Raw genomic sequence first — 22,505 nt, forward strand, 5'->3', positions numbered from 1 at the left:
GGAGGGCCGTCACCTCTGGGCGATGGTCTATCTGCTGCAGAAATATTTCGGCCGCGATGGTCGCGAGGAAGCCGACGACTTGCTCCGCCGCCGCTCGGGCGATGCGGACAGCCCGCGCATGCTCGGCGCCTTCAACGAGAAGACGCCCGACTGGCTGTCGTTCTTCATGTTCACCTACTTCACCGACCGCGACGGCAAGATGCAGCTGCACTCGCTCGCGCAGTCCGGCTTCGATCCGCTGTCGCGCACCTGCCGCTTCATGCTGACCGAAGAGGCGCACCACATGTTCGTCGGCGAGACCGGTGTCGGCCGCGTCATCCAGCGCACGGTGGATGCGATGCGCGAGGCCGGTATCGATGATCCCACCGATATCGCCAAGGTGCGCGCGCTCGGCGTCATCGATCTGCCGACCATCCAGAAGAAGCTGAACCTGCACTATACGCTGTCGCTCGATCTGTTCGGCTCGGAGGTCTCGACCAACGCGGCGAATGCCTTCAACGCCGGCATCAAGGGCCGCTATCACGAGACCCAGATCCAGGACGACCATCAACTCAAGAACTCGACCTATCCGGTGCTCAAGCTGGTCGACGGCGAGATCAAGCGTGTCGACGAGCCGGCGTTGACCGCGCTCAACATGCGCTTGCGCGACGACTACTCGCAGGACTGCATCAAGGGCCTGCTGCGCTGGAACAAGATCATCACGACAGCCGGCTACGAGTTCCAGCTCAAACTGCCGCACACCGCCTTCCACCGCGCCATCGGCGAGTTCAAGGATGTCCATGCGACGCCCGACGGCATCTTGATCGACGAAGGCACCTGGGCGAAGCGCAAGGGCGATTGGCTGCCCTCGGCCGACGACGGCGCCTACATCGCCTCGCTGATGAAGCCCGTCACCGAAATCGGCGAATACGCCTCGTGGATCGCCCCTCCCAAGGTCGGCATCGACAACAAGCCGGGTGATTTCGAGTACGTGAAGATCGAGACCTGAGCCTCGGCACCGCCGCCGGCTCATCATCATCGGTGTCGTCCCGGCCTTGAGCCGGGACCTGCCGCGTGATGTCGTAGTCAAGGCCGGATGGCACCGGCGCCGCGTCAAACTCCGCTGTCGTCCCTGCGAACGCAGGGACCCATAACCACAGGCGGGTGTGAGACGACGGCTGGCAGTTATGCCTCACCGATAAATTCCGCGGTATGGGTCCCTGCGTTCGCAGGGACGACCCCAATTTTGCCGCTACGATCCCGGCCTCAGCTGTCCCAGCCCGCGCCCGGAATGCCCGGGTTCGCGTAGACGATTCCGCCGTCCACCGCGATCGTATTCCCCACCACGTAGTCACCCGCGCGCGACGCCAGGAAGATTGCGGTGCCCGCCATGTCCTCATCGGTGCCGATGCGCCCGGCGGGCACGCGCGCGGCGACTTCGTCCGCATTGTCGCGTGCGGCCTTGTTCATGTCGGACTTGAACGGACCGGGCGCGATCGCGGTCACCACGATGTGGTCCTTGATCAGCTTCGCGGCCATTCGCCGCGTCAGATGGATCAGCCCGGACTTGCTCGCCGCGTAGGAATAGGTCTCGAGCGGATTGACGAAGATGCCGTCGATCGAGGCGATGTTGATCACCTTCGCGGGACGTTCGGCGCTCGCCGCCGCGCGCAGCGGCGCAGCCAGCGCCTTGGTCAGGAAGAACGGCGTCTTGAGGTTGAGGTTCATCACCTTGTCCCAGCCGCTCTCCGGGAATTCATCGAACTCGGCGCCCCAGGCCGCGCCGGCATTGTTGACGAGGATGTCGAGCTTCGGCTCGCGCTTCTTGATCTCGGCCGCCAGCATGTCGATGCCGGCCATGGTCGAGATGTCGATCGGCAGCGCGATGCATTCTCCGCCATACTCCGCCGACAGCTGCTTGGCGGTCTCCTCGCAGGGGCCGGCCTTGCGCGCGGTGATGTAGACCCGCGCCGCGCCATGCGCGAGCAGGCCTGATGCGATCATCTTGCCGATGCCGCGCGAGCCGCCGGTCACGAGCGCGATGCGCCCTTCGAGTGAGAACAGGTTCCTGAGCATGATGCCTCCCTTGATTGTTGGGTGCGCTTGTGGGCGGGACAGGTCGGCACTGTCAAGTGAGACGCGGTCGCACGAATTCGCCGCAATCAGATTGGGAGCGCGGGCGCCGGGCGCTTACGCCGCGTCGATCCGTCGGAAGCCGTTCCACATCGCGGTCGCCGCGCCGGATGTCAGCACCGGGAGCACGCGGGCGTCCTGGTAGTGACCGTTCAGGGAGACGCGCGACAATGCCGTGAGATGATCCGCGCTCTCGGCAAAGATCATGCCCGGCCGTGTGGTCACAGCGGTCTTGTAGCCGCTCGCCGCCGCCAGGACGAACTCGCGCTGGGATGCCGCGGCGCGATCGCCATAAGGGTAAGCCATGTGCAGCACAGGGCGCTGCAACTCGGCCTCGATCCGCGCACGGCTCTCGACGATCTCGCTGCGCGCCGTCTCCTCGGTCTGCCTGGCCAGATTGCAGTGACTGATCGAATGCGCGCCGATCGTGAGCAGCGGCTCGGCCGAGAGCGCCCGCAGCTCATCCCAGGTCATGCAGAGCTCCGGGCAAATCGAGGTTTCGTCGATCCCATGACGCGCGCACAGCGCGCTGATCTCACGCTGGATATCGTGCTCGCCGGGCAGCGACCGCAGCCAGTCGTGCACGCGCTGGAAGGTCACGCATTTGGCTGCCGGGTTCGACGCATCGAGCCGCAGGGCGAGGCCGCCGATCTGGACCTCGATCATGTCCGCCTTCGCCACGATCCGCTCGAGAGCGACCCACCACAGCCGGCCGCGGCCCGACGCGAAATCACTGGTGACGTAGATCGTGAACGGCGCGTCGAATTCGCGCATGACAGGCAGTGCGAAGTCGCGATTGTCGCGATAGCCGTCGTCGAAGGTGAAGCAGGCGAAGCGGCGCGCGAAGTTGCGATCCACGAGTCGATGATGCATCTCGTCGAGCGTGATGATCTCGATGTCATGATCGCGCAGATGCGACAGCATCTCGCGCAGGAAATCGGGCGTGACTTCCAGATGGCAATTGGGCTGAAAGCAGGCGTCGCGGCGTGGCCGCACGTGATGCAATGTGTAGATCGCGCCGACGCCGGAGAAAATCGGTCGGAGCCAGACATGCGCGCCGCTGAGATACAGCGCTTCCAGGCCGGCGCGGATAAAGGTTTTGCGAAATCGCCTCATCTGAAATAAGCGGCCCGGTGGATGTCGGGACAAGGTTACCGATGAATGATTGAAGAAAACCTTAGCCTGCGGTCGCAATGTACCGTGCGGTGGGCGTTCATTTCCGGTTTGACAGGCCTGCAAGGGTTTGTTTTCTCTCTGCTTCCTCGATGCGACGGATGACGAATGCGTGGACTTTTCAGGTGGAGCGGCAAATGGTGGCCCGGCGTCATCCCGCTGATCGTGCTTTGGGGCTTTGCCGCCTGGACCAGCACCGTTCCGCTCGAGACTGATCTCGCCGGCCGCAGTTCGGCCGCACTCAAGGGCGCCGTGCTCGACAAGACCAGCATCACGGTCGACGGCCGCGATGTCTCCGTGCGCGCGGATGCGTTCTCGGAGGCCGGCCGGCGCGACGCGGTGGCGGCGGTCGATGCCGTGGACGGCGTGCGGCTCGTCAACGACCAGACCCGGCTGGTACCCGAAGCCAAGCCGTTCGTGTGGTCGGCCGAGCGCGACGTCGTCCGGGTGACCCTTGGCGGCAATGCGCCGCTGCCGGCGCTCAAGGGCCGGCTGGTCGAGGCCACGCGGGCGGCGCTTCCGGGCGTCGAGGTGGCGGACCAGATGGGCCTCGCCCGCGGCGCGCCGCAGCGCTTCGAGGAGGCCGCGCTGCTGCTGATCGGCCAGGTCGGCAAGCTCAAGGACGGCAAGTTCTCGCTCTCCGACGGCGACGTCACGCTGACGGGCATGGCGCGTGAGCTCGGCGGCCGCGAGGCGATCGCAACTGCGCTGGCCAAGCTGCCGGAAGGCTTCAAGGTCGCCAGCAACGAGGTCAAGGCGCCGCCCTACATCTTCCAGGCCTACAAGGACCCGGTCGCGGTCACCGTGACGCTCGCCGGCAACGTGCCCGACGAGAACATCCACGCCGTCGTGGTCGGCTCGTCCTCGCGCAAATTCTTCAGCGAGAAGGTCGTCGACAATCTCAAGAACAGCGTCGGCGCGCCGACCAATTTCGTCAACGCGGTGGTGCCGGCGCTGGGCGCGCTGTCGCGGCTGTCAACCGGCACGCTGGTGGTGTCGGACCGGGACATCAAGATCTCCGGCGACGCGCTCTACGACGCCGCCGCCGCCCAGATCCGGACCGGGCTCGCCAAGGAAGTCCCGCAGGGCTGGCAGGTGAAGGCCGACATCACGGTCAAACCGGCGGCCGCCCCGGTCGATCCGACGGTGTGCCAGCAATTGTTCTCGGATGTGCTGGCCAAGGCCAAGATCCGCTTCGAGACCGGCCGCAGCGACCTCGATCGCGACTCCACCGGGCTGCTCGACCGCCTGGTCGAGATCGCCTTCCGCTGTCCCGCCGCCAATGTCGAGATCATCGGCCACACCGATGCCGAGGGGGACTCGGCGGCCAACCAGGTGCTGTCGCAGAAGCGGGCCCAGGCGGTGGTCGATTATCTGGTGAAGGCCGGGCTGCCGGGCGACCGCTTCAGCGCGATCGGCTATGGCAGCACCCAGCCGGTCGCCGCCAACGACACCGCCGACGGCCGGGCGCAGAACCGGCGCATCGAATTCGTGGTGAGGTGAGCATGGCCTATTTCGTTGCCTTTCACGGGGGCTGGCTGGCCGGCGCCTTCGCCATCGGGCTCGCCATGGGCTGGGTCGCCGTGGTGCATCGCGCGCCCCGCGTCTCGGGCTGGCTGACCTGGCTGCTGGCGGCGCTCGCCGCCGGGCTGGTCGCCGCCGCCGTCACCTGCCTGATCCCGGGCCGGGCCGGCTACTGGCTCGAGCTGCTGCTGGTGATGTTCGTGCCCTATCTCGTCGGCTGCGCCATCGGCACCTGGCTGCGCGCCCTGGTGGTCACGCGCAGCATGCGGCAGCGATCGGCAGCCTGACGCGGGCTGCTGCGACCCTTTCGCAATCGCCGCAAGCGCTCGCCCCGGCGGCGCTGGCAACATCGTTGCCGCCTGGGAGACACGAAGGTGTGACGCGGCCGGAACCTGTCAAAGCGGCGTCGGACGATTATCGTTTAACCATGTCCTTTCCCCGTCCAGGACGCTCCGCCGAGACGGCCGCTCCTCACCGAAGTTTAACCCGGCGTGCGCAGGCTGAACGGGACTTCCCGTCAGCCGCGCCTGCTGCCCCGTATCTTGCCCCATATGCGGCAAAACGGTGCATCGCATTTTCGCGAAGCCTGCTAAGTATATCCATGTGTACGCTTTTGTTCAGACGCCCCGTGTTCCCCAATGCGCCGAAACGCGCTACGAGGGCGTTGTATGCGCACATGACGTGGCGACCTCCAGGGCGCCCTGTCCCCGGCCGTCGTGATCGGATCACGGTGAGAGGTGTAGATGCTTGAAGCCATACGCGGAGCGGCCACGTTCCTGCGCGAGAAGCAAGTCCTGCACAAGCTCGGCGTGCTGATCAGCATCGCCGTCATCGCGGTCGCCTGCTACGTCCTCTACCACATGCTGCGCGGCATCGACACCTACGAGGTCCTGGAAGCGATCAAGAGTACGGAGCCGCACCAGATCGCCCTCGCCGCGTTGTTTGTCGCCGCAGGCTATTTCACGCTGACCTTCTACGATCTGTTCGCCGTGCGCGCGATCGGCCACGACCAAGTGCCCTACCGCGTCAATGCGCTGGCCGCCTTCACCAGCTATTCGATCGGTCACAATGTCGGCGCCAGCGTCTTCACCGGCGGCGCGGTGCGCTACCGCATCTATTCGGCCCATGGGCTGAACGCGATCGACGTCGCCAAGATCTGCTTTCTCGCCGGCCTGACGTTCTGGCTCGGCAATGCCGCCGTGCTCGGCCTCGGCATCAGCTATCATCCGGAAGCCGCGGCCTCGATCGACCAGCTGCCGCCCTGGGTCAACCGCATGGCGGCGATCGCAATTCTTGTCGGGCTGATGGGCTATGTCGCCTGGGTCTGGACCAAGCCGCGCGTGGTCGGCCGCGGGCCATGGACCGTGGTGCTGCCGGGCGGCCCGCTGACCCTGCTGCAGATCGTGATCGGCATCGTCGATCTCGGCTTCTGCGCGCTCGCGATGTATGTGCTCGTGCCTGACGAGCCCAATCTCGGCTTCGTGGTCGTCGCCGTGATCTTCGTCTCAGCGACCCTGCTCGGCTTCGCCAGCCATTCGCCCGGCGGGCTCGGCGTGTTCGACGCCGCGATGCTGGTCGGCCTCTGGCAGATGGACCGCGAGGAGCTCCTGGCCGGAATGCTGCTGTTCCGGATTCTGTATTATTTGGCGCCCTTCCTCATTTCTGTAATCCTGCTGACGTTTCGGGAGGTTATCATCAGCGCCAGATCGAAACGGCTGCGCCAGGCGGCGCTCAGCCTCGATCCCGGCCCTCCGCCCGAGGCCGCTTTTGTGAGGAAACGCAGCGATTCCGGTGCCTGACGCGACAACGGGAGCCAATTAGGACGCAATGGCGCTCGACGCTCCCTCCCAACCCCCGATGAGCATCTTCACGCCGTGGCCGGACCGCCTGCGGCATTCCGCCATCATCCTGCTGGCCGCCGCGCTGGCGCTGGCGGGCTTGGTGCTGCTCGACGAGCTGCTGCCGCTGCGCGCGCTCGCCGTGTTCCTGTGCATCGCCGGAGCCGCCCTGGTGCCGTGGCGGCTGCACAGCGCAGTGGCCAAGCGCGAGGAGGAGCGGCTCGCCAATCCGGTCGAGTCGCCGGCGGTCAGCGCCGTCATTGACGGCATCCCCGATCCGGCCGTGCTGCTCGACCGCGCCGGCCGCGTCATCTACCTCAATGCCGCCGCGGCGGAGCTTGCACCGGCGCTGCGCAAGGGCGAGCTCGCGCAGTTTGCGCTACGCACGCCCGAGATCATCACCGCGCTGCGCGAGGCGATCGCCACCACCGAGATCAGGCGCGCCAGCTATCACGATCATGTGCCGGTCGACCGCTGGATGGAATTGGTCATCGTGCCGGTGCCTGTGCCCACTGCCTTCGGCAGCACCGACAAGTGCATGCTGATGACCTTCCACGACCTGACGCCGCTGCGCCGGGTCGAGGAGATGCGTGCCGACTTCGTCGCCAATGCCAGCCACGAGCTGCGCACGCCGCTCGCCGCGCTCTCCGGCTTCATCGATACCCTGCAGGGCCCGGCCAAGGACGATCCCAAGGCGCGCGAGCGCTTCCTCGGCATCATGCACATTCAGGCGACGCGCATGGCGCGGCTGATCGACGATCTCCTGTCGCTGTCGCGGGTGGAATTGTCGGCGCATGTCCAGCCGCACAGCATGGTCGACGTCGTCGCCATCATCCGCCAGGTCACCGACGGGCTGGAGTCGCTGGCGAGGGAGCGCCAGGTGGTGATCGAGACCGCTCTTCCCGAAGCCCCGGTCACGATCGCCGGAGACCGTGAGGAGCTGCTGCGCGTGTTCGAGAACCTGATCGAGAACGCGCTGAAATACGGCGCCTCGGGCGGCCGCGTGATCGTCTCGCTGGAGCAGGCCGTCTCCGCCGACAACGCGCCGGAGGTCCGGGTCAAGGTGCGCGACTTCGGCCCGGGCATCGCGCCCGAGCATCTGCCGCGGCTCACCGAGCGGTTCTATCGCGTCGATGTCGGCGACAGCCGCGCCCAGGGCGGCACCGGCCTCGGCCTGTCCCTGGTGAAGCACATCCTCAACCGCCACCGCGGCCGGCTGCTGATCGAGAGCGTGCCGCGCAACGGCGCGTCCTTCACCGCGTGCTTCCCGCAGTCCCGGTCCGCGCGCGGATCCTGATCTTCCAGAACGCAAAAGGCCCGGCGCAAGCCGGGCCATCATCCTCGTGATGAGTTCAGCGCGCGCTCAGCGCGACGTCGACTTCGCCGGCTGGCGGCGACGGTCGGCCGCGGGCTGATAGGCGACGCGCGAATGCTGCGCGCAATAGGGCAGGCCGGCGAGCGCCTTGCCGCCGCAGAAGAAGAAGTCCGGGCTCGAGGGATCGCCGACCGGCCAGTGGCAGGTCGCCTCGTTCAGCTCCAGCAGCGACAGCCGCTGGTTCATCGGCACGACGTTGTCGAATGCAACCGGATCGGGCTCCGCCTCGACCTCGAAAACCTGTGCGAGCGCTGTGTTGCCGCGCGCCACCGGACGCGCCACCCGCATCATCGGCTGCGCGGGACGGGCCGCCTTGCGCTGGCGCGGAGCTGCTGTCGCCGGGCTCTTGGCGCGGCCGGACAGACCCAGCCGGTGCACCTTGCCGATCACGGCATTGCGCGTCACGTTTCCGAGTTCCGCGGCGATCTGGCTGGCCGACAATCCGGCCTCCCAGAGCTTTTTCAACTGCTCGACGCGATCGTCGGACCAGGTCAATACCGTCATCGAACCTTTCCCTTCGCGTTGCGCCGGCCAATTCTGGGACGGCGCTGCGATATCTGTCTCAAGAAAATCCCTGACGGCAGAATCCCTTATCCCTCGCCGGGAGCGCGTGAGGCACCCGGACGTTACGCGAACTGGAGAACTCCTAGAGGGATCTGTACTGCCGCACGAGATGTCGTACTCGACACTGAAAACGCTACAATATGGCGTGACTCTCGCGCAAGAGTCGGTAACCACCGTCCACACATTCCGCGGTTCCGTGTTGCATGTTTTGAGCTATGTCATGCGTCCGTGATCTCACGGACCGGCGTCCGCCGATCAGACGACGCGTAGTTGACTCCCACCGCCGCCCGCATACAATAGGTGCACGTGCCGCCTTGAAAAGGCGGCACATTTTGTTTTCCAGGGTGGGGTCCCTGATGCGCGATGGCATCGCATGGCGCGTGTCTCGGCCACCCGTCAGCTCATGTGATCGCCATGACAAGTGTTGCTGCTACGCATCTTCTCCCCGTATTCGCCCGGGTCGATCTTTCGTTCGAACGCGGCGAAGGCGCGTGGCTGATCGCGACCAATGGTGATCGTTATCTCGACTTCACCTCCGGCGTCGCCGTCAATTCGCTCGGCCATGCGCATCCGCATCTGGTGAAGGCGCTGCAGGAGCAGGCCACCAAGCTGTGGCACATGTCGAACTTGTTCAAGAGCCCGGACGGCGAACGACTTGCAGCAAGGCTGTGCGAGCAGAGCTTTGCCGACTACGTGTTCTTCGCCAATTCCGGCGCCGAGGCGATGGAAGGCGCGATCAAGATCACGCGCAAATATCACGCGGCGAAGGGCCATCCTGAACGTTACCGTATCATTACGTTCGAGGGCGCGTTCCACGGCCGCACCTTGGCGACGCTCGCCGCCACCGGCTCCGCGAAATATCTCGAGGGCTTCGGCCCGCCGATGGACGGCTTCGATCAGGTTCCGCTCGGCGACCTCGAAGCGGTGAAGAAGGCGATCGGTCCGCACACCGCCGGCATCCTGATCGAGCCGGTGCAGGGCGAGGGCGGCGTGCGCACCGCGCCGCTGTCCTTCTACAAGGCGCTGCGCCAGCTCTGCGACGACAACGGCCTGCTGCTCGTCGTCGACGAGGTGCAGACCGGCATGGGCCGCACCGGCGATCTGTTCGCGCATCGCTGGCTCGGCGTCACGCCCGACGTCATGTCGCTCGCCAAGGCGCTCGGCGGCGGCTTCCCGATCGGCGCGGTGCTGGCCACCGCCGAGGCCGCCTCCGGCATGACGCCGGGCTCGCACGGCTCGACCTTCGGCGGCAATCCGCTGGCGGTGTCGGCGGCCAATGCCGTGCTCGACGTGATGCTGGCGCCCGGCTTCTTCGATCACGTCCGCAAGATGTCGCTGCTGTTGAAGCAGAAGCTCGCCGCCGTGGTCGACCGTCATCCCGACGTCATCTCCGAGATCCGCGGCGAGGGCCTGTTGATCGGCATCAAGGCCGTGGTGCCCTCCGGTGATCTGGTGGCGGCGCTGCGCGATCAGAGGCTGCTGACCGTCGGCGCCGGCGACAACGTCGTGCGCTTCCTGCCGCCGCTGATCGTCAATGAATCCGAAATCGAACAATCGGTCGAGATGCTCGATCGCGCCTGCACGGCGCTGTCGGGCGGTCCTGGGAAGCAGGCGACCGCATCATGAGCAAGACCATGGGCAACACGCCGCGTCACTTCCTCGATCTCACCGAGATGCCGGTCGAGGAGCTGCGCAACATGCTGGCGCTCTCCAGCCGGATGAAGAAGACCTTGAAGGCCAACGAGCCGGCGAAGAAGCCGCTCGAGGGCAAGGTTCTGGCGATGATCTTCGACAAGCCGTCGACACGCACCCGCGTGTCGTTCGACGTCGGCATGCGCCAGCTCGGCGGCGAGGCGATCATGCTGACCGGCACCGAGATGCAGCTCGGCCGCGGCGAGACCATCGCCGACACCGCGCGCGTGCTGTCGCGCTATGTCGATGCGATCATGATCCGCATCCTCAGCCACGAGGCGCTGCTCGAACTCGCCGCGCACGCCACCGTGCCGGTCATCAACGGCCTGACGCGGCGCTCGCATCCCTGCCAGGTGATGGCCGACGTGATGACCTTCGAGGAGCATCGCGGCTCGATCGAGGGCCGCACCGTGGCCTGGACCGGCGACGACAACAACGTGCTGGCCTCCTGGGCCCACGCCGCCGAACGCTTCAAGTTCCGCCTCAACGTCGCCACGCCGCCGCAGCTCTCGCCCGGCAAGCCGATGAAGGATTTCATCCGCGCCACCCGTGCCGACATCCATCTCGGCCACGATCCTGACGTCGCGGTGAAGAACGCCGATTGCGTCATCACCGACACCTGGGTCTCGATGGGCGACAAGGACGGCGAGCACCGTCACAATCTGCTCAAGCCCTATCAGGTCAATTCCAAGCTGATGTCCTTGGCGAAGCCCGAGGCCCTCTTCATGCACTGCCTCCCCGCCCACCGCGGCGAAGAGGTCACCGACGAGGTGATCGACGGCCCGCAGTCCGTCGTCTTCGACGAAGCCGAAAACCGCCTGCACGCCCAGAAGGGCATTTTGGCGTGGTGCTTCGGCGAGCGGGCGTAGCGCTCGGCGTAGCCACACCACCGGTGTCGTCCCGGCCTTGAGCCGGGACCCATACCGCGTGATCGAAATTGTTAGTACGGATGGTCGTTGCTCTGCGTAACCGTCGTTGTGGTTGCGCCAGCTGAGCAGGGGGGCGAAGCGGCGCGCCAGACATTCTGCCGTCGTCCGCAGTCCCAGGAGACGAGCCACTGCCACCGACATCCCTCGACAGATTCCGCGGTATGGGTCCCGGCTCAAGGCCGGGACGACAGCTGGGGGATGCCCTTATGCCCTTCCATTCGGCCCAATAGACCCCAAATACGCCCCATGACAGCCAATCCCCCTGATACCAACATCAACCTCGACACCAGCCGCGCCCCTTCGGCCGTGCCTGTCGACGACGCCGTGCTGCCGTTCGAGGTCGCAGCGCTCGATCTGCGCGGGCGCCTCACGCGCATGGGGCCGGCGCTCGACGACATCCTCACCAAGCACGCTTATCCCGCGCCGGTCGGCAAGCTGCTCGGCGAGGCCATCGTGCTGACGACCCTGCTCGGCTCCTCGCTGAAGTTCGACGGCCGCTTCATCCTGCAGACCCAGACCGACGGCCCGGTGTCGTTCCTGGTGGTCGACTTCCAGGCGCCGGATCGGCTGCGCGCCTATGCGCGCTATGACGAGGCGCGGCTGTCGGAAGCCAAGGACTCCGGCGGCCTGCTCGGCAAGGGCCATCTGGCGATGACCATCGACCAGGGTCCCGACATGAGCCGCTACCAGGGCCTGGTCGCGCTCACCGGCGGCAGCCTCGAGGAGGCCGCGCACGAATACTTCCTGCGCTCCGAGCAGATCCCGACCCGCGTGCGGCTGGCGGTCGGCGAGGAGTGGAGCGGCGGCAAGCACCGCTGGCGCGCCGGTGGCCTGCTGACCCAGTTCCTGCCGCAAGCCCCCGAGCGCCTGCGCCAGGCCGATCTGCATCCCGGCGATGCGCCCGAAGGCACCGAGTTGCACGAGGTCGAGGAGGACGAGGCCTGGGTCGAGGGCCAGTCGCTGGTCGCCACCGTCGAGGACGTCGAGCTGATCGACCCCGCGCTCTCCGGCGAGCGGCTGCTCTATCGTCTCTTCCACGAACGCGGCGTCCGCGTGTTCGACCTCGTGCCCTTGCAGGCGCGCTGCTCCTGCTCGCGCGACGCGGTCGCCAACATGCTGAAGAGCTTCTCGCCCGAGGACCGCGCCGACATGGTCAAGGACGACAAGGTCGTCGTCACCTGCGAGTTCTGCTCCTCGGTCTATCAGTTCACCCCGCACGAAGCGGGCGTGACGGAGAATTGAGCTTCGCGCGTCCAAGCGTCACAAGCGGCGGCAGCTCGGCAGTTTCGCTGGTAGATACAGCGCCCTCTCCCCTTGTGGGAGAGGGCATGTTCGGCCGCATCTGCGAATGCGGTTGGGTGAGGGGTGGTTTCCGCGAGTGAGACTCGTGGAAAGAGACCCCTCACCCAACCGAGTGCGCCGCGCTCTCCTACATGCCCTCTCCCACAAGGGGAGAGGGCGCAGTCACTGACATGGTGTCGGTCTCTTCACGTGCTACGGTTGTTAGTTCGCGATCTTCGGATCTTTGACGACGCTCACCTTGCCCGTCGCGCTACTCTGTCGCAGCAACAAACAACTTGTGCCGTCGGGCAAATCAGGCGCACATTTCCGCGCGTCCCTGCTGCCGCATGAGGGGCGTGTCGCGACCGTCACGAGACGTTGGCAGTGGGATGCGATGGGCGTGTGTCGGCGCAGCGTGGATCAGTCCGCGCGGACGAACGGCGATGCACGCACGGTCAAGTCGCGCGGTCCTGATATCCCGAAGCTGATATCAACTCACGGCGACGCTTTCGCGTCCCGTGGGGATGGTGGCCAGAAAGCCCGGCGCACCAGGGAGAACGCGAAGCAGCCGTTAAAACCGATCGCGCAGGGAGGGCCGGGTCTGTCCGGCTGAACCTGTGGTACCTGCCGCCTGCACTTTTTTCGCAGGCGGGCCACGGGCCTCAGCCGAGGCCCGGCCTTCCCTGCGCCCTCTGTTTCGAGAGGGCGGATGAATGGACAAAGCTCGGGCGCGGGATGCGTGGCGAGAACGATGATGTTCGGCGTGACGGTGGCTTCTTAGCTGATGCGCCTGTCAGGGGTGGCGCAACCTGGCCCGACACCAACGGTGTCGTCCCGGCCTCGAGCCGGGACCCATAACCACAGGCAGTCGTGGTGAGACAAGATCGCCGCTCCAGCCATCGCAAAACTGGATCCTGTGGTTATGGGTCCCGGGTCGGCGCATCCGCCAACGCTGGCGCGTTGCCGGACGCTTGCCCGGGACGACAGCGGGGCAGACGCAACACGTGGGCAAGGCGACGGAGCAGGGCACGGAGGATCAATGCGAACGATCAGCCGATCAGCGGTGCACGAATCAGGGCCGAACGATCAAAGACGCGAACGCTCGGCCGTCAACCGAACTCGATGCCCGCCTTGCTAGTTCAACACCCGCTTGCCGCCATCCGGGCTGTCCAGCGAGAACGCCGGCACGGCGATGTCGAATTGCTCGCCGCCCGCGGTCTGCATCTGGTAGGAGCCGGACATGAAGCCGGAGGCGGTGGTGAGCGGGACGCCGGAGGTGTATTCGAAGCGCTCGCCGGGGGCGAGCACCGGCTGTTCGCCGACCACGCCCTCGCCGCGGACCTCCTGCTGCCGGCCGACGCCGTCGGTGATGATCCAGTGCCGGCTGCGCAGCTGCACGGTCTCCTCGCCGGTATTGGTGATGACCACCGTATAGGACCAGAACCAGCGGCCATCCGCGACCGACGACTTCTCTGGCAGGAAGTTCGGTTCGACGGTCACTTCGATGTGGCGAGTCACGGCGCGGTACATGGATGCATTGTAGCGGAAACTTGTCGCGGAACCAATCGTAACGCCATCGTGGTTTCAACACAGTTCCGGATTATGGCACCAGAATCGCGGACTCTGCGTGCTCTGCATCTCCGTCTGATGGCTCACGGAGTCGCACGGGTGTGGTCGCAGGGCGTGCGGCGGCGACGCGGTGTTGTCTGCATCACGTCGTCGCCTCCGGCTGCGCGATGGAGTTCCTGGCCCGGCTGTCGATCAGGCTGCTGGCCAGGCTTGTGAACCGAACTCTGGCTCGAACTCTTGCTGGAAGTCCTGGACCAAAGGTCTGGGCCATGCGCCGAAAACTGGGCACGGCTCTGCTGATAAGTCCTTCATCGCTTGCGCAAAAATTGCGCAGCCCTACATTCCCCTTGCCGGGCCTCTCGGGCTGGCAGCCTTGACGCGGTGCCTGATGACGTCGATTGCCGATCGCCTTTCCGGACCATCCGCCGCTGCCGCACCGACGCCGGCTGCGGAGACTGTCGCGGCTGCGAGCACGGCCGCGGCTGGCATCACGGCGGCCCCGGCAGCGGCGGCGCCGGCGAAGGCCGCTTCGCCTGCGATCACCTTCCCGGCCGTCGGCGAGCGCGAGCTGCGGCTCGATCTGTTCCGCGGGCTGGCCCTGTGGCTGATCTTCATCGATCATCTGCCGCCGAACCTGCTCACCTGGTTCACGATCCGCAACTACGGATTCTCCGACGCCACCGAGATCTTCATCTTCATCTCCGGTTACACGGCCGCCTTCGTCTACGGCCGGGCGATGCAGGATGCCGGATTCATCGTCGCCACCGCGCGCATCCTGCGCCGGGTCTGGCAGATCTACGTCGCCCACGTCTTCCTGTTCACGATCTTCCTTGCCGAGATCTCCTACGTCGCGACCAGCTTCGAGAACCCGCTCTATACCGAAGAGATGGGGATCATGGATTTCCTGAAGCAGCCGGACGTGACGATCGTGCAGGCGCTGATCCTGCGCTTCCGGCCGGTCAACATGGACGTGCTGCCGCTCTATATCGTGCTGATGCTGTTCCTGCCGCTGATCCTGTGGCTGATGCGCTGGCGCCCGGACGTCACGCTCGGCCTGTCGGTCGTTCTCTACGCGGTCACCTGGGAGCTCGATCTTTATCTCACCGCCTATCCCAACGGCTTCTGGGCCTTCAATCCGTTCGCGTGGCAGCTGCTGTTCGTGTTCGGCGCCTGGTGCGCGCTGGGCGGTGCGCAGCGCATGGCGCGCATCATCAACTCACCGATCACGCTCGGGCTCTGCGTAGCCTATCTGGTCGCGGCGTTCTGCGTCACCTTGACCTGGTACATCCCGCAGCTCGGCCATCTGATGCCGCGTAGAATCGAGCAGTGGATGTATCCGATCGACAAGACAGACCTGGACGTGTTGCGTTTCGCGCATTTCCTCGCACTCGCAGCACTCACGGTGCACTATCTGCGCAAGGATTGGCCTCTGCTCAAATCGCCCTGGCTGCGCCCGCTGATTGTTTGCGGGCAACACTCGCTGGAGATCTTCTGTCTCGGCGTGTTTCTGGCGTTCGCAGGCCACTTCGTGCTTGCCGAAGTGTCGGGCGGCGCCATGATGCATGCCGTCATCAGCCTGTGCGGCATCCTGGTCATGTGGGGGGTCGCGTCGCTGATTTCGTGGTACAAGCGCGAGGCCGATAAGGGCGCTGCGCGAAAAGGTGTGCGCAGCAACGCCGATCTGGCGGGAGGGGGCTGATGAAGTCCGTCTCGTGGTTAAGGTTTGGTATCGCAGCGCTGGCGATTTCGCTGGCGGCCTCTGCGCGCGCGGAAGATGCGCCGCAGAACTGCGAGGTGCCGGCCTACCTGCTGACGACCGAGAGCTCACTCCCGAAGGTTGCGGACGCGGTCAAAAACGCGCGCACGCTGGACATTCTGGTCGTTGGAAGCCGCTCATCCTCAATCGTCAGCACCTCGGACGCGGCTGCGTACCCCGCCCGCTTGCAGGCGGCCTTGAAGGACAAGCTGCCGGCCGTCACCGTCAATCTCACCGTCGAGCTGCAGCCGAAGAAGACGGCTGAGGAAATCGCTGGCAATCTTGTTAAACTGGTGGAAGGAAAAAGGCCTAATTTGGTCATCTGGCAGACCGGAACGGTCGACGCCATGCGGTCGATCGATCCCGATGAGTTCCGGCAGGCGGTCGATGACGGTGTGGCGACGCTGCAGAAAGCGGGAGCTGACGTCGTCTTGATGAACCTGCAATACAGCCCGCGGACGGAAACGCTGATTTCCGTGCCGCCCTATGTCGACAACATGCGGGTCGTCGCGCAGCAGCGCGACATCCCGCTGTTCGATCGCTTCGCCATCATGCGGCAGTGGAACGAGCAGGGCGATTTCGACCTGTTCAATCCGACGCATGGGGTCGAGCTGGCCAAGCAGGTTCATGATTGCCTCGGACGGGCGCTGTCGAAGTTCATCATCGACGCGGCGCATCTCGGCCCGGCGCAGCAGAACTAGGGTCACGTTGTCTATGTGTTCGAATAGATTGTACCGCGGATCTGGGACATGGGAGACGCTTTCGGCTGTCGTGGTCCTGGTGATGGCTCTCTCGAGCAGCCCGCAGCTCGCACAAGCCCAGGGCACCGAGGCGGCCGCCGCTGATGCACTCGCGGTCAGCGAACTGCGTCCCAGCATCGGCCACGTCACGCTCGCTCAAGCTGGCAATCAGGCGCCCGGGCCGATCGCCGCCGTCAACCCCGCGGCCAAGACATCGCCGCCGGCACCGGCAAATCCGCCGGCCATGACGGATGCGCAATCGCCGACGAATGCGCCGGTCATGGCCGCCACCCCGTCGCAGCCGCGCAGCATCACCGAGCGTGCCATCGACAAGGTCAAGCAGGTCGCGAAGTCGGCCACCGACATCTTCAACCGCGTGCCGTGCCTGCCGCCCAAGGGCGTCGCGAAGAAGAACTTCATCTCGCTGCCGCACGTCGCCAACAAACTGGCCTCCGGCCTGCCGGTCGTCATTGTCGCCTTCGGCTCGTCATCGACGCAGGGCTATGGCGCCAGCACGCCCGACTACAACTATCCGAACCGGCTCGCGGCCCAGCTGCGCCGGCAATATCCGATGGCTGACATCAGTGTGATCAATGCGGGCGTCGGCGGCGAGGATGCGCCGGAGATGATGAAGCGGCTGGAGACGTCGGTGATCGACCGGCATCCGGATCTGGTGATCTGGCAGGTCGGCACCAACGCCGTGCTGCGCGATCTCGATCCGACCGAGACCGCCAAGCTGGTCGAGGACGGCGTCGCCAAGATCCAGGGAGCGGCCTCCGACGTCGTGCTTGTCGACCTGCAATATTCGCCGCGCGTGAACGAGCGCTCCGAGAACGCCAGCCGCATGAACAAGCTGCTCGGCCGCATCGCCGAGCTGCATCACGCCGGCATCTTCCCGCGCTTCGAGGTGATGCGCGACTGGCACGAGCGCCAGGCGATCCCGATCAATGAGTTCGTGATCTCGGACGGCCTGCACATGAGCGACTGGGGCTACGCCTGCTTCGCCCAGCTGCTCGGCGACGACATCATCCGCTCCGTCGGCCAGATCAAGCTCGGCATCAATCAGCCGGCCGAAGTGCTGACGTATCGGCCGATGTGACGAGGGCGAATAGCTGGGCTATCGAATATGGAAATCCGGGGCTGTCGCGACCGACAAATCCCGGCAGTTAGTTACTCCGTCATGCCCGGGCTTGTCCCGGGCATCCACGTCGTTCTCAGCGTGCCGACCGGCGTGGATGGCCGGGACAAGCCCGGCCATGACGATGTGGCGACGGACGAGCGCACCATTTCGATCGAGCGAGTATGGAATGGCGAATAGGTTCTGCCTATTCGCCTATTCGCTACGCGGCCTTCAAGGCGGCGTCGAGATCCTCGATCAGATCGTCCGCATGCTCGAGCCCCGCGGAGAAGCGAATGAAACCCTCGCTGATGCCGAGCTCGGCGCGCGCCTCCGGCGACAGCCGCTGATGCGTGGTCGTCGCGGGATGAGTGACCAGCGTCTTGGAGTCGCCGAGATTGTTGGAGATGCGCGCGAGCTTCAGGCCGTTGAGCGTGCGGAACGCGCCGGCCTTGCCGCCCTTGACCTCGAAGCCGACGAGCGTCGAGCCTGCGCGCATCTGCTTGCGCACGGTCGCCGCCTGCGGATGGTCCTCGCGGCCCGGATAGATCAGCCGCGAGATCTTCGGATGCGCGGCCAGGAAGTCGGCGACCTTCGCCGCCGTGTCGGTCTGCGCGCGGACGCGCACGGCCAGGGTCTCCAGGCCCTTGAGCAGGACCCAGGCGTTGAACGGCGAGATCGACGGGCCGGTCTGGCGCATGAAATTGTGGATGTGCTCGGCGATGAACGCCTCCGACGACAGGATCACGCCGCCGAGGCAGCGGCCCTGGCCGTCGATGTGCTTGGTCGCGGAGTAGACGACGACATCGGCGCCGAGCGCGAGCGGGCTCTGCCAGATCGGCGTGGCGAACACGTTGTCGACGATCAGCCGCGCGCCATGGGCATGCGCGATCTCGGCAATCGCCGGAATGTCCATCACGTCGAGCGTCGGATTGGTCGGGCTCTCCAGGAAGAACGACTTGGTGTTCGGCCTGACCGCCTTCTGCCATTGGTCGAGATCGAGCCCGTCGACCAAGGTGGATTCGATGCCGTAGCGCGGCAGCAGGTCCTCGACGACGTAGCGGCAGGAGCCGAACAGCGCCTTCGCCGCGACGACATGGTCGCCGGCGCGCAAGGGGGCGAGGATCGCGGTGGTGACGGCGGCCATGCCGGTGGCGGCCGAGCGGCAGGCCTCGGCGCCTTCGAGCTCGATCATGCGGCGCTCGAACATCGCCGTGGTCGGGTTGGAGAAGCGCGAATAGATGAAGCCGGGATCCTCGCCCTTGAAGCGCGCCTCGCACTCCTCGGCGGTGGCGTAGACGAAACCTTGGGTGAGGTAGAGCGCCTCGGCGGTCTCGCCGAATTCGGAGCGCAGGCCGCCGGAATGCACCAGCCGGGTTTCGGGACGATACTGGGCGAACGACGCCGGGGTCTTCGCGGGGGACTTCGAAGCAGGAGAATTGGACGCAGGAGAATTGGACATGTGACCTCCATCGTGACCATCGCCGCTGGCGACGGGCACAAAAAAACCGGCCTGGGAAAACTCCTCACGGCCGGGATCACAATCGTCCCCGGCCTGTTTAGCGACTTATTTAACGTGGCTGCAAGCCGGCCGGCTCAAATCACCACGGGATAAGTCGTGCTCTTAGTCCCACCCGGCCTTTCCGTCAAGCCAGCCATCGGATAACCGGTAAAAAGACCCTATATAGGCTCGCATAGCCGCCATTCCGGCGCCTGCAAAGGATCAGGTCTTGCCGTTTACGCTTCCCGCCGACGCCCATGGCATCCTGCCCGATCGCATGATCGTGGCGATGGCGGAGGCCGGCCTGATCATTCCCGAATATGATTTCGTCGAGAGCCAGATCCAGCCGGCGAGCCTCGATTTGCGGCTCGGCGACGTCGCCTACCGGGTGCGCGCGAGTTTCCTGCCGGGGCCGGGCTCCACAGTGGCCGAGCGCATCGACGAATTGAAGCTGCACGAGATCGCGCTGGCCGACGGCGCGGTGCTGGAGACCAACTGCGTCTACATCGTGCCGCTGCTGGAGAGCCTGGCGCTGCCGAAGGACATCGTCGCGGCCGCCAACCCGAAGAGCTCCACCGGCCGCCTCGACGTATTCACCCGCGTGATCGCCGACGGCACCCGTCGCTTCGACATGATCGGCGCCGGCTATCACGGCCCGCTCTATGCCGAGATCAGCCCGAAGACGTTTCCCGTCTTGCTGCGCGAGGGTTCGCGCCTCTCGCAGGTCCGCTTCCGCTACCGCGACGCTGTTCTGTCTGAAGACGAACTGATCGCGCTGCACGAGGCCGAGCGGCTGGTCGATCGCGACGATGCCGATCTCGCCGGCGGCGTGGCGCTGTCGGTCGACCTGTCCGGCAGCAACGCCAACGGCTACGTCGGCTACCGCGCCAAGCGTCATACCGGCGTGGTCGATGTCGACCGTCGCGGCGGTTATCCGGTCGAGGAATTCTGGGAGCCGATCAAGGCGCGGCCAGACGGCAGCCTGATCCTCGATCCCGGCGAGTTCTACATCCTGGCCTCGAAGGAGGCCGTTCAGGTGCCGCCGGACTACGCCGCGGAGATGGTGCCGTTCGATCCCCTGGTCGGCGAATTCCGCGTGCACTATGCCGGCTTCTTCGACCCCGGTTTCGGCTATGCCGGCGCCGGCGGGCAGGGCTCTCGGGCGGTGCTCGAGGTGCGCTCGCGCGAGGTGCCGTTCATCCTCGAGCACGGCCAGATCGTCGGCCGCCTCGTCTACGAGAGGATGCTGGCGCGTCCCAACGCGATGTATGGCAGCCGTATCGGCTCCAACTACCAGGCCCAGGGCCTGAAGCTTTCCAAGCACTTCCGCCTCTAGCCGGCTGCGCGCGCCGCGCGGACCCCCCTTGCGTCCGCCGCACGCGGCGGCGCCCGGCAGTGTGCTAGGAACGAGCGACAATTGCGCTGCGACATCAACCGCAGCCGAGCGGGGAGCGAACATGTCCGAGATCGGCTTGGCCGACACTCCAGTCGGCGAGGGGCAGCCCGCGCCGCCCGCCAAGCCGGCGCGGAATGCTGTGGCCGATGGGCCGATCCTGAAGACGCTGCTGTCGCTGGCCTGGCCGAACCTCATCGCCAACTCCGCCGGCACCTGCGTCGTCATCGCCGAGACCTCCTATATCGGCCGCCTCGGCATCGAGGCGCTGGCCGCCATGGCCTTGGTGTTCCCGCTGGTGATCCTGACCATGACGATGTCCGGCGGCGCCATGGGCGGCGGTGTCGCTTCGGCGATCGCCCGTGCGCTCGGCGCCGGCGAGACTGACCGCGCTTCCACGCTCGCGTCGCATGCGCTGCTGATCGCATTGTCGTTCGGCGCGACCTTCCTCGTCGGCATGCTGGTGTTCGGCCCCGCTCTGCTCGAAACGCTCGGCGGCCGCGGCGCGGTGCTGGACCATGCCGTCGCCTATCTACAGATCTTCTTCGGCGGCGCGATGCTGCCCTGGCTGATGAACTCCATGGCCGGCATCTTGCGCGGCACGGGCAACATGAAGCTGCCGTCGTTCATGATCCTGAGCTCAGCCGTGCTGCAGATCGTGCTTGGAGGAACGCTGAGCCTTGGCCTCGGGCTGGGCATGCGCGGCGTCGCGGCTGGCGCGCTGCTCGCCTTCAGCGTCAGCATCTCGGTGATGGGCTGGTACCTGTTCTCCGGCCGCGCCCGCGTGAAGCCGAAGCTGCGCGGACTCAAGATCAGCCGGGCGATGTTCGCCGACATCCTCAAGGTCGGCGCGGTCGCCTGCTTCTCGCCGCTGCAATCGGTGCTGTCGATCGCGATCTTCACGCACATGCTCGCGGGCTTCGGCACGGCGGTGCTGGCCGGCTACGGCATCGGCGCGCGCCTGGAGTTCATGATGACCACGGTCGGCTTCTCGATCGGCATGGCCTCCGTGCCGATGGTCGGCATGGCGATCGGCGGCGGCCACGTCGCGCGTGCCCGCCGCATCGCCTGGACGGCGGGCCTCGTTTCCTTCACCGCGATGGGTGTGCTCTCGACCATCATCGCCATCGTCCCGCAGCTGTGGGTCGACATCTTCACCCAGGACGAGAGCGCGCGCAGCGCCGGACGGCACTATCTGCAAATCGCAGCCCCGATGTACGCCTTCATCGGTCTCGCGATCGCGATGTACTTCTCGTCGCAGGGGGCGGCGAAGGTCATCGGGCCGGTGCTGGCGCAGACTGCGCGGCTCATCTTCATCGCTGCGGGCGGAAGCTACCTGCTGAGCCACGCCGCGACCGAAGGTCAGTTCTTCATGCTGGCCGCGGCGTCGATGGTGCTGCTCGGTGTGTCGACCCTCGCCAGCGTCATGCTGACCCGCTGGGGACCGAAGCCGGCCGCGCTGGAGCTGCGCCCGGCCGCGGTCGCGGCCGAGCTCAGCTCCGGGCCGGTGACGCGGTCGCCGCGCGTCGGCTGATGGCTATCCGCCGGGCCGGCTCAATGCCGCCTGCATCGCACGTGCGCCGAGCTCCATCTGCTGCTCGATATATCCGGCGATCTCGTGCGGCAGCACGTCGGTCGTCCAGATCACCCGGCAACGTTCCTCGCCGTCCGGGACGATCTGAAACGACGCGCTGTGCTGGGTGATGCGCTCGTTCTTGATCGCATAGACGAGGCGCCGGCGTTCATCATTGCAGTCGACCAGTTGCTCGCGCGCCACGCTGCCATTGGCAAAGCTGACGATGCGGACGTCGCCATCGAGTTCGGTGTCGGTCACGAACCCGGGCGCCACCCTGGTATGAACCGCGCCGAAATCCCGCACGGCGTTCCACACGGCAGCCGCCGGGGCTGCGATCGGAATCTCCTTCTGAATCGATGCCATTG

At 66.0% G+C, this 22,505-nt stretch carries 20 protein-coding genes and 1 riboswitch; of the genes, 14 read left to right on the top strand and 6 right to left on the bottom strand.

The genetic code is table 11. From position 1 onward, the window contains the following. Window positions 1–988: benzoyl-CoA 2,3-epoxidase subunit BoxB (boxB, locus tag NLR35_RS14280; RefSeq protein ID WP_257167172.1), on the top strand; the 988-nt coding region annotated here is incomplete at its 5' end. Window positions 989–1,245: 257 nt separating this feature from the next. Here boxB and NLR35_RS14285 read toward each other — a convergent pair. Both NLR35_RS14285 and NLR35_RS14290 read right to left on the bottom strand, forming a co-directional pair. Next, a complete protein-coding gene (locus tag NLR35_RS14285; protein ID WP_257167173.1) occupies window positions 1,246–2,055 on the bottom strand; it encodes an SDR family oxidoreductase in 810 nt (269 codons plus the stop codon). 114 nt (window positions 2,056–2,169) lie between these two features. Continuing rightward, entirely contained in the window at window positions 2,170–3,228 is a 1,059-nt protein-coding gene (locus NLR35_RS14290) for a polysaccharide deacetylase family protein (RefSeq protein ID WP_257167174.1), read from the bottom strand. 165 nt (window positions 3,229–3,393) lie between these two features. On the opposite strand from NLR35_RS14290, the gene NLR35_RS14295 reads away from it, so the two are divergent. From NLR35_RS14295 to NLR35_RS14310, 4 genes are all read left to right on the top strand, one after another. Then, window positions 3,394–4,788 (top strand): OmpA family protein, encoded by a 1,395-nt coding sequence (locus tag NLR35_RS14295; protein ID WP_257167175.1) that lies wholly within the window; start codon window positions 3,394–3,396, stop codon window positions 4,786–4,788. Window positions 4,789–4,790: 2 nt separating this feature from the next. Beyond that, complete coding sequence (locus NLR35_RS14300) at window positions 4,791–5,096, top strand: hypothetical protein (RefSeq protein WP_257167176.1); 306 nt, start codon at window positions 4,791–4,793, stop codon at window positions 5,094–5,096. 456 nt (window positions 5,097–5,552) lie between these two features. Then, window positions 5,553–6,608 carry a lysylphosphatidylglycerol synthase domain-containing protein gene (locus NLR35_RS14305; protein WP_257167177.1) on the top strand — a complete coding sequence of 352 codons (1,056 nt, stop codon included), beginning with the start codon at window positions 5,553–5,555 and terminating at the stop codon, window positions 6,606–6,608. Between the two features lie 28 nt (window positions 6,609–6,636). After that, window positions 6,637–7,944: an ATP-binding protein gene (locus NLR35_RS14310; RefSeq protein ID WP_257167178.1), complete on the top strand. Its 1,308-nt coding sequence runs from the start codon at window positions 6,637–6,639 to the stop codon at window positions 7,942–7,944. Between the two features lie 66 nt (window positions 7,945–8,010). On the opposite strand, the gene NLR35_RS14315 is transcribed toward NLR35_RS14310, so the two are convergent. Then, complete coding sequence (locus NLR35_RS14315; protein ID WP_257167179.1) at window positions 8,011–8,526, bottom strand: GcrA family cell cycle regulator; 516 nt, start codon at window positions 8,524–8,526, stop codon at window positions 8,011–8,013. A gap of 474 nt (window positions 8,527–9,000) precedes the next feature. Here NLR35_RS14315 and NLR35_RS14320 point away from each other — a divergent pair, with 474 nt between their 5' ends. From NLR35_RS14320 to NLR35_RS14330, 3 genes are all read left to right on the top strand, one after another. Further along, entirely contained in the window at window positions 9,001–10,212 is a 1,212-nt protein-coding gene (locus NLR35_RS14320) for an aspartate aminotransferase family protein (RefSeq protein WP_257167180.1), read from the top strand. 8 nt (window positions 10,213–10,220) lie between these two features. After that, complete coding sequence (gene argF / locus NLR35_RS14325) at window positions 10,221–11,147, top strand: ornithine carbamoyltransferase (RefSeq protein ID WP_257167457.1); 927 nt, start codon at window positions 10,221–10,223, stop codon at window positions 11,145–11,147. Window positions 11,148–11,453: 306 nt separating this feature from the next. Further along, entirely contained in the window at window positions 11,454–12,449 is a 996-nt protein-coding gene (locus tag NLR35_RS14330) for an Hsp33 family molecular chaperone (protein ID WP_257167181.1), read from the top strand. Window positions 12,450–13,622: 1,173 nt separating this feature from the next. Here NLR35_RS14330 and apaG read toward each other — a convergent pair. Next, complete coding sequence (gene apaG, locus NLR35_RS14335; RefSeq protein ID WP_257167182.1) at window positions 13,623–14,018, bottom strand: Co2+/Mg2+ efflux protein ApaG; 396 nt, start codon at window positions 14,016–14,018, stop codon at window positions 13,623–13,625. A 427-nt stretch (window positions 14,019–14,445) separates the two neighbouring features. Here apaG and NLR35_RS14340 point away from each other — a divergent pair, with 427 nt between their 5' ends. From NLR35_RS14340 to NLR35_RS14355, 4 genes are all read left to right on the top strand, one after another. Then, on the top strand, window positions 14,446–15,756 hold the full coding sequence (locus NLR35_RS14340) for an OpgC domain-containing protein (RefSeq protein ID WP_257167183.1): 1,311 nt from the start codon (window positions 14,446–14,448) through the stop codon (window positions 15,754–15,756). Then, complete coding sequence (locus NLR35_RS14345; RefSeq protein WP_257167184.1) at window positions 15,756–16,514, top strand: SGNH/GDSL hydrolase family protein; 759 nt, start codon at window positions 15,756–15,758, stop codon at window positions 16,512–16,514. Before NLR35_RS14340 ends, NLR35_RS14345 begins: the two co-directional genes overlap by 1 nt. Window positions 16,515–16,527: 13 nt before the next feature. After that, a complete protein-coding gene (locus NLR35_RS14350; RefSeq protein WP_257167185.1) occupies window positions 16,528–17,652 on the top strand; it encodes an SGNH/GDSL hydrolase family protein in 1,125 nt (374 codons plus the stop codon). Window positions 17,653–17,733: 81 nt separating this feature from the next. Next, complete coding sequence (locus NLR35_RS14355) at window positions 17,734–17,871, top strand: hypothetical protein (protein WP_257167186.1); 138 nt, start codon at window positions 17,734–17,736, stop codon at window positions 17,869–17,871. A gap of 22 nt (window positions 17,872–17,893) precedes the next feature. Here NLR35_RS14355 and NLR35_RS14360 read toward each other — a convergent pair whose 3' ends face one another. Then, window positions 17,894–19,132 (bottom strand): O-succinylhomoserine sulfhydrylase, encoded by a 1,239-nt coding sequence (locus NLR35_RS14360; RefSeq protein ID WP_257167187.1) that lies wholly within the window; start codon window positions 19,130–19,132, stop codon window positions 17,894–17,896. A 76-nt stretch (window positions 19,133–19,208) separates the two neighbouring features. After that, window positions 19,209–19,288, bottom strand: a riboswitch (SAM riboswitch). 112 nt (window positions 19,289–19,400) lie between these two features. On the opposite strand from NLR35_RS14360, the gene NLR35_RS14365 reads away from it, so the two are divergent. Beyond that, the gene (locus tag NLR35_RS14365) at window positions 19,401–20,507 is read left to right on the top strand and encodes a 2'-deoxycytidine 5'-triphosphate deaminase (protein ID WP_257167188.1); all 1,107 of its coding nucleotides are present in this window, start codon (window positions 19,401–19,403) and stop codon (window positions 20,505–20,507) included. Between the two features lie 121 nt (window positions 20,508–20,628). Continuing rightward, window positions 20,629–22,098 carry an MATE family efflux transporter gene (locus NLR35_RS14370; RefSeq protein ID WP_257167189.1) on the top strand — a complete coding sequence of 490 codons (1,470 nt, stop codon included), beginning with the start codon at window positions 20,629–20,631 and terminating at the stop codon, window positions 22,096–22,098. A 3-nt stretch (window positions 22,099–22,101) separates the two neighbouring features. Here NLR35_RS14370 and NLR35_RS14375 read toward each other — a convergent pair whose 3' ends face one another. After that, entirely contained in the window at window positions 22,102–22,503 is a 402-nt protein-coding gene (locus tag NLR35_RS14375) for an SRPBCC family protein (protein WP_257167190.1), read from the bottom strand. Window positions 22,504–22,505 lie beyond the last annotated feature (2 nt).

This window comes from Bradyrhizobium sp. SRS-191 (assembly GCF_024586915.1).
Taxonomy (GTDB): Bacteria; Pseudomonadota; Alphaproteobacteria; order Rhizobiales; family Xanthobacteraceae; genus Bradyrhizobium.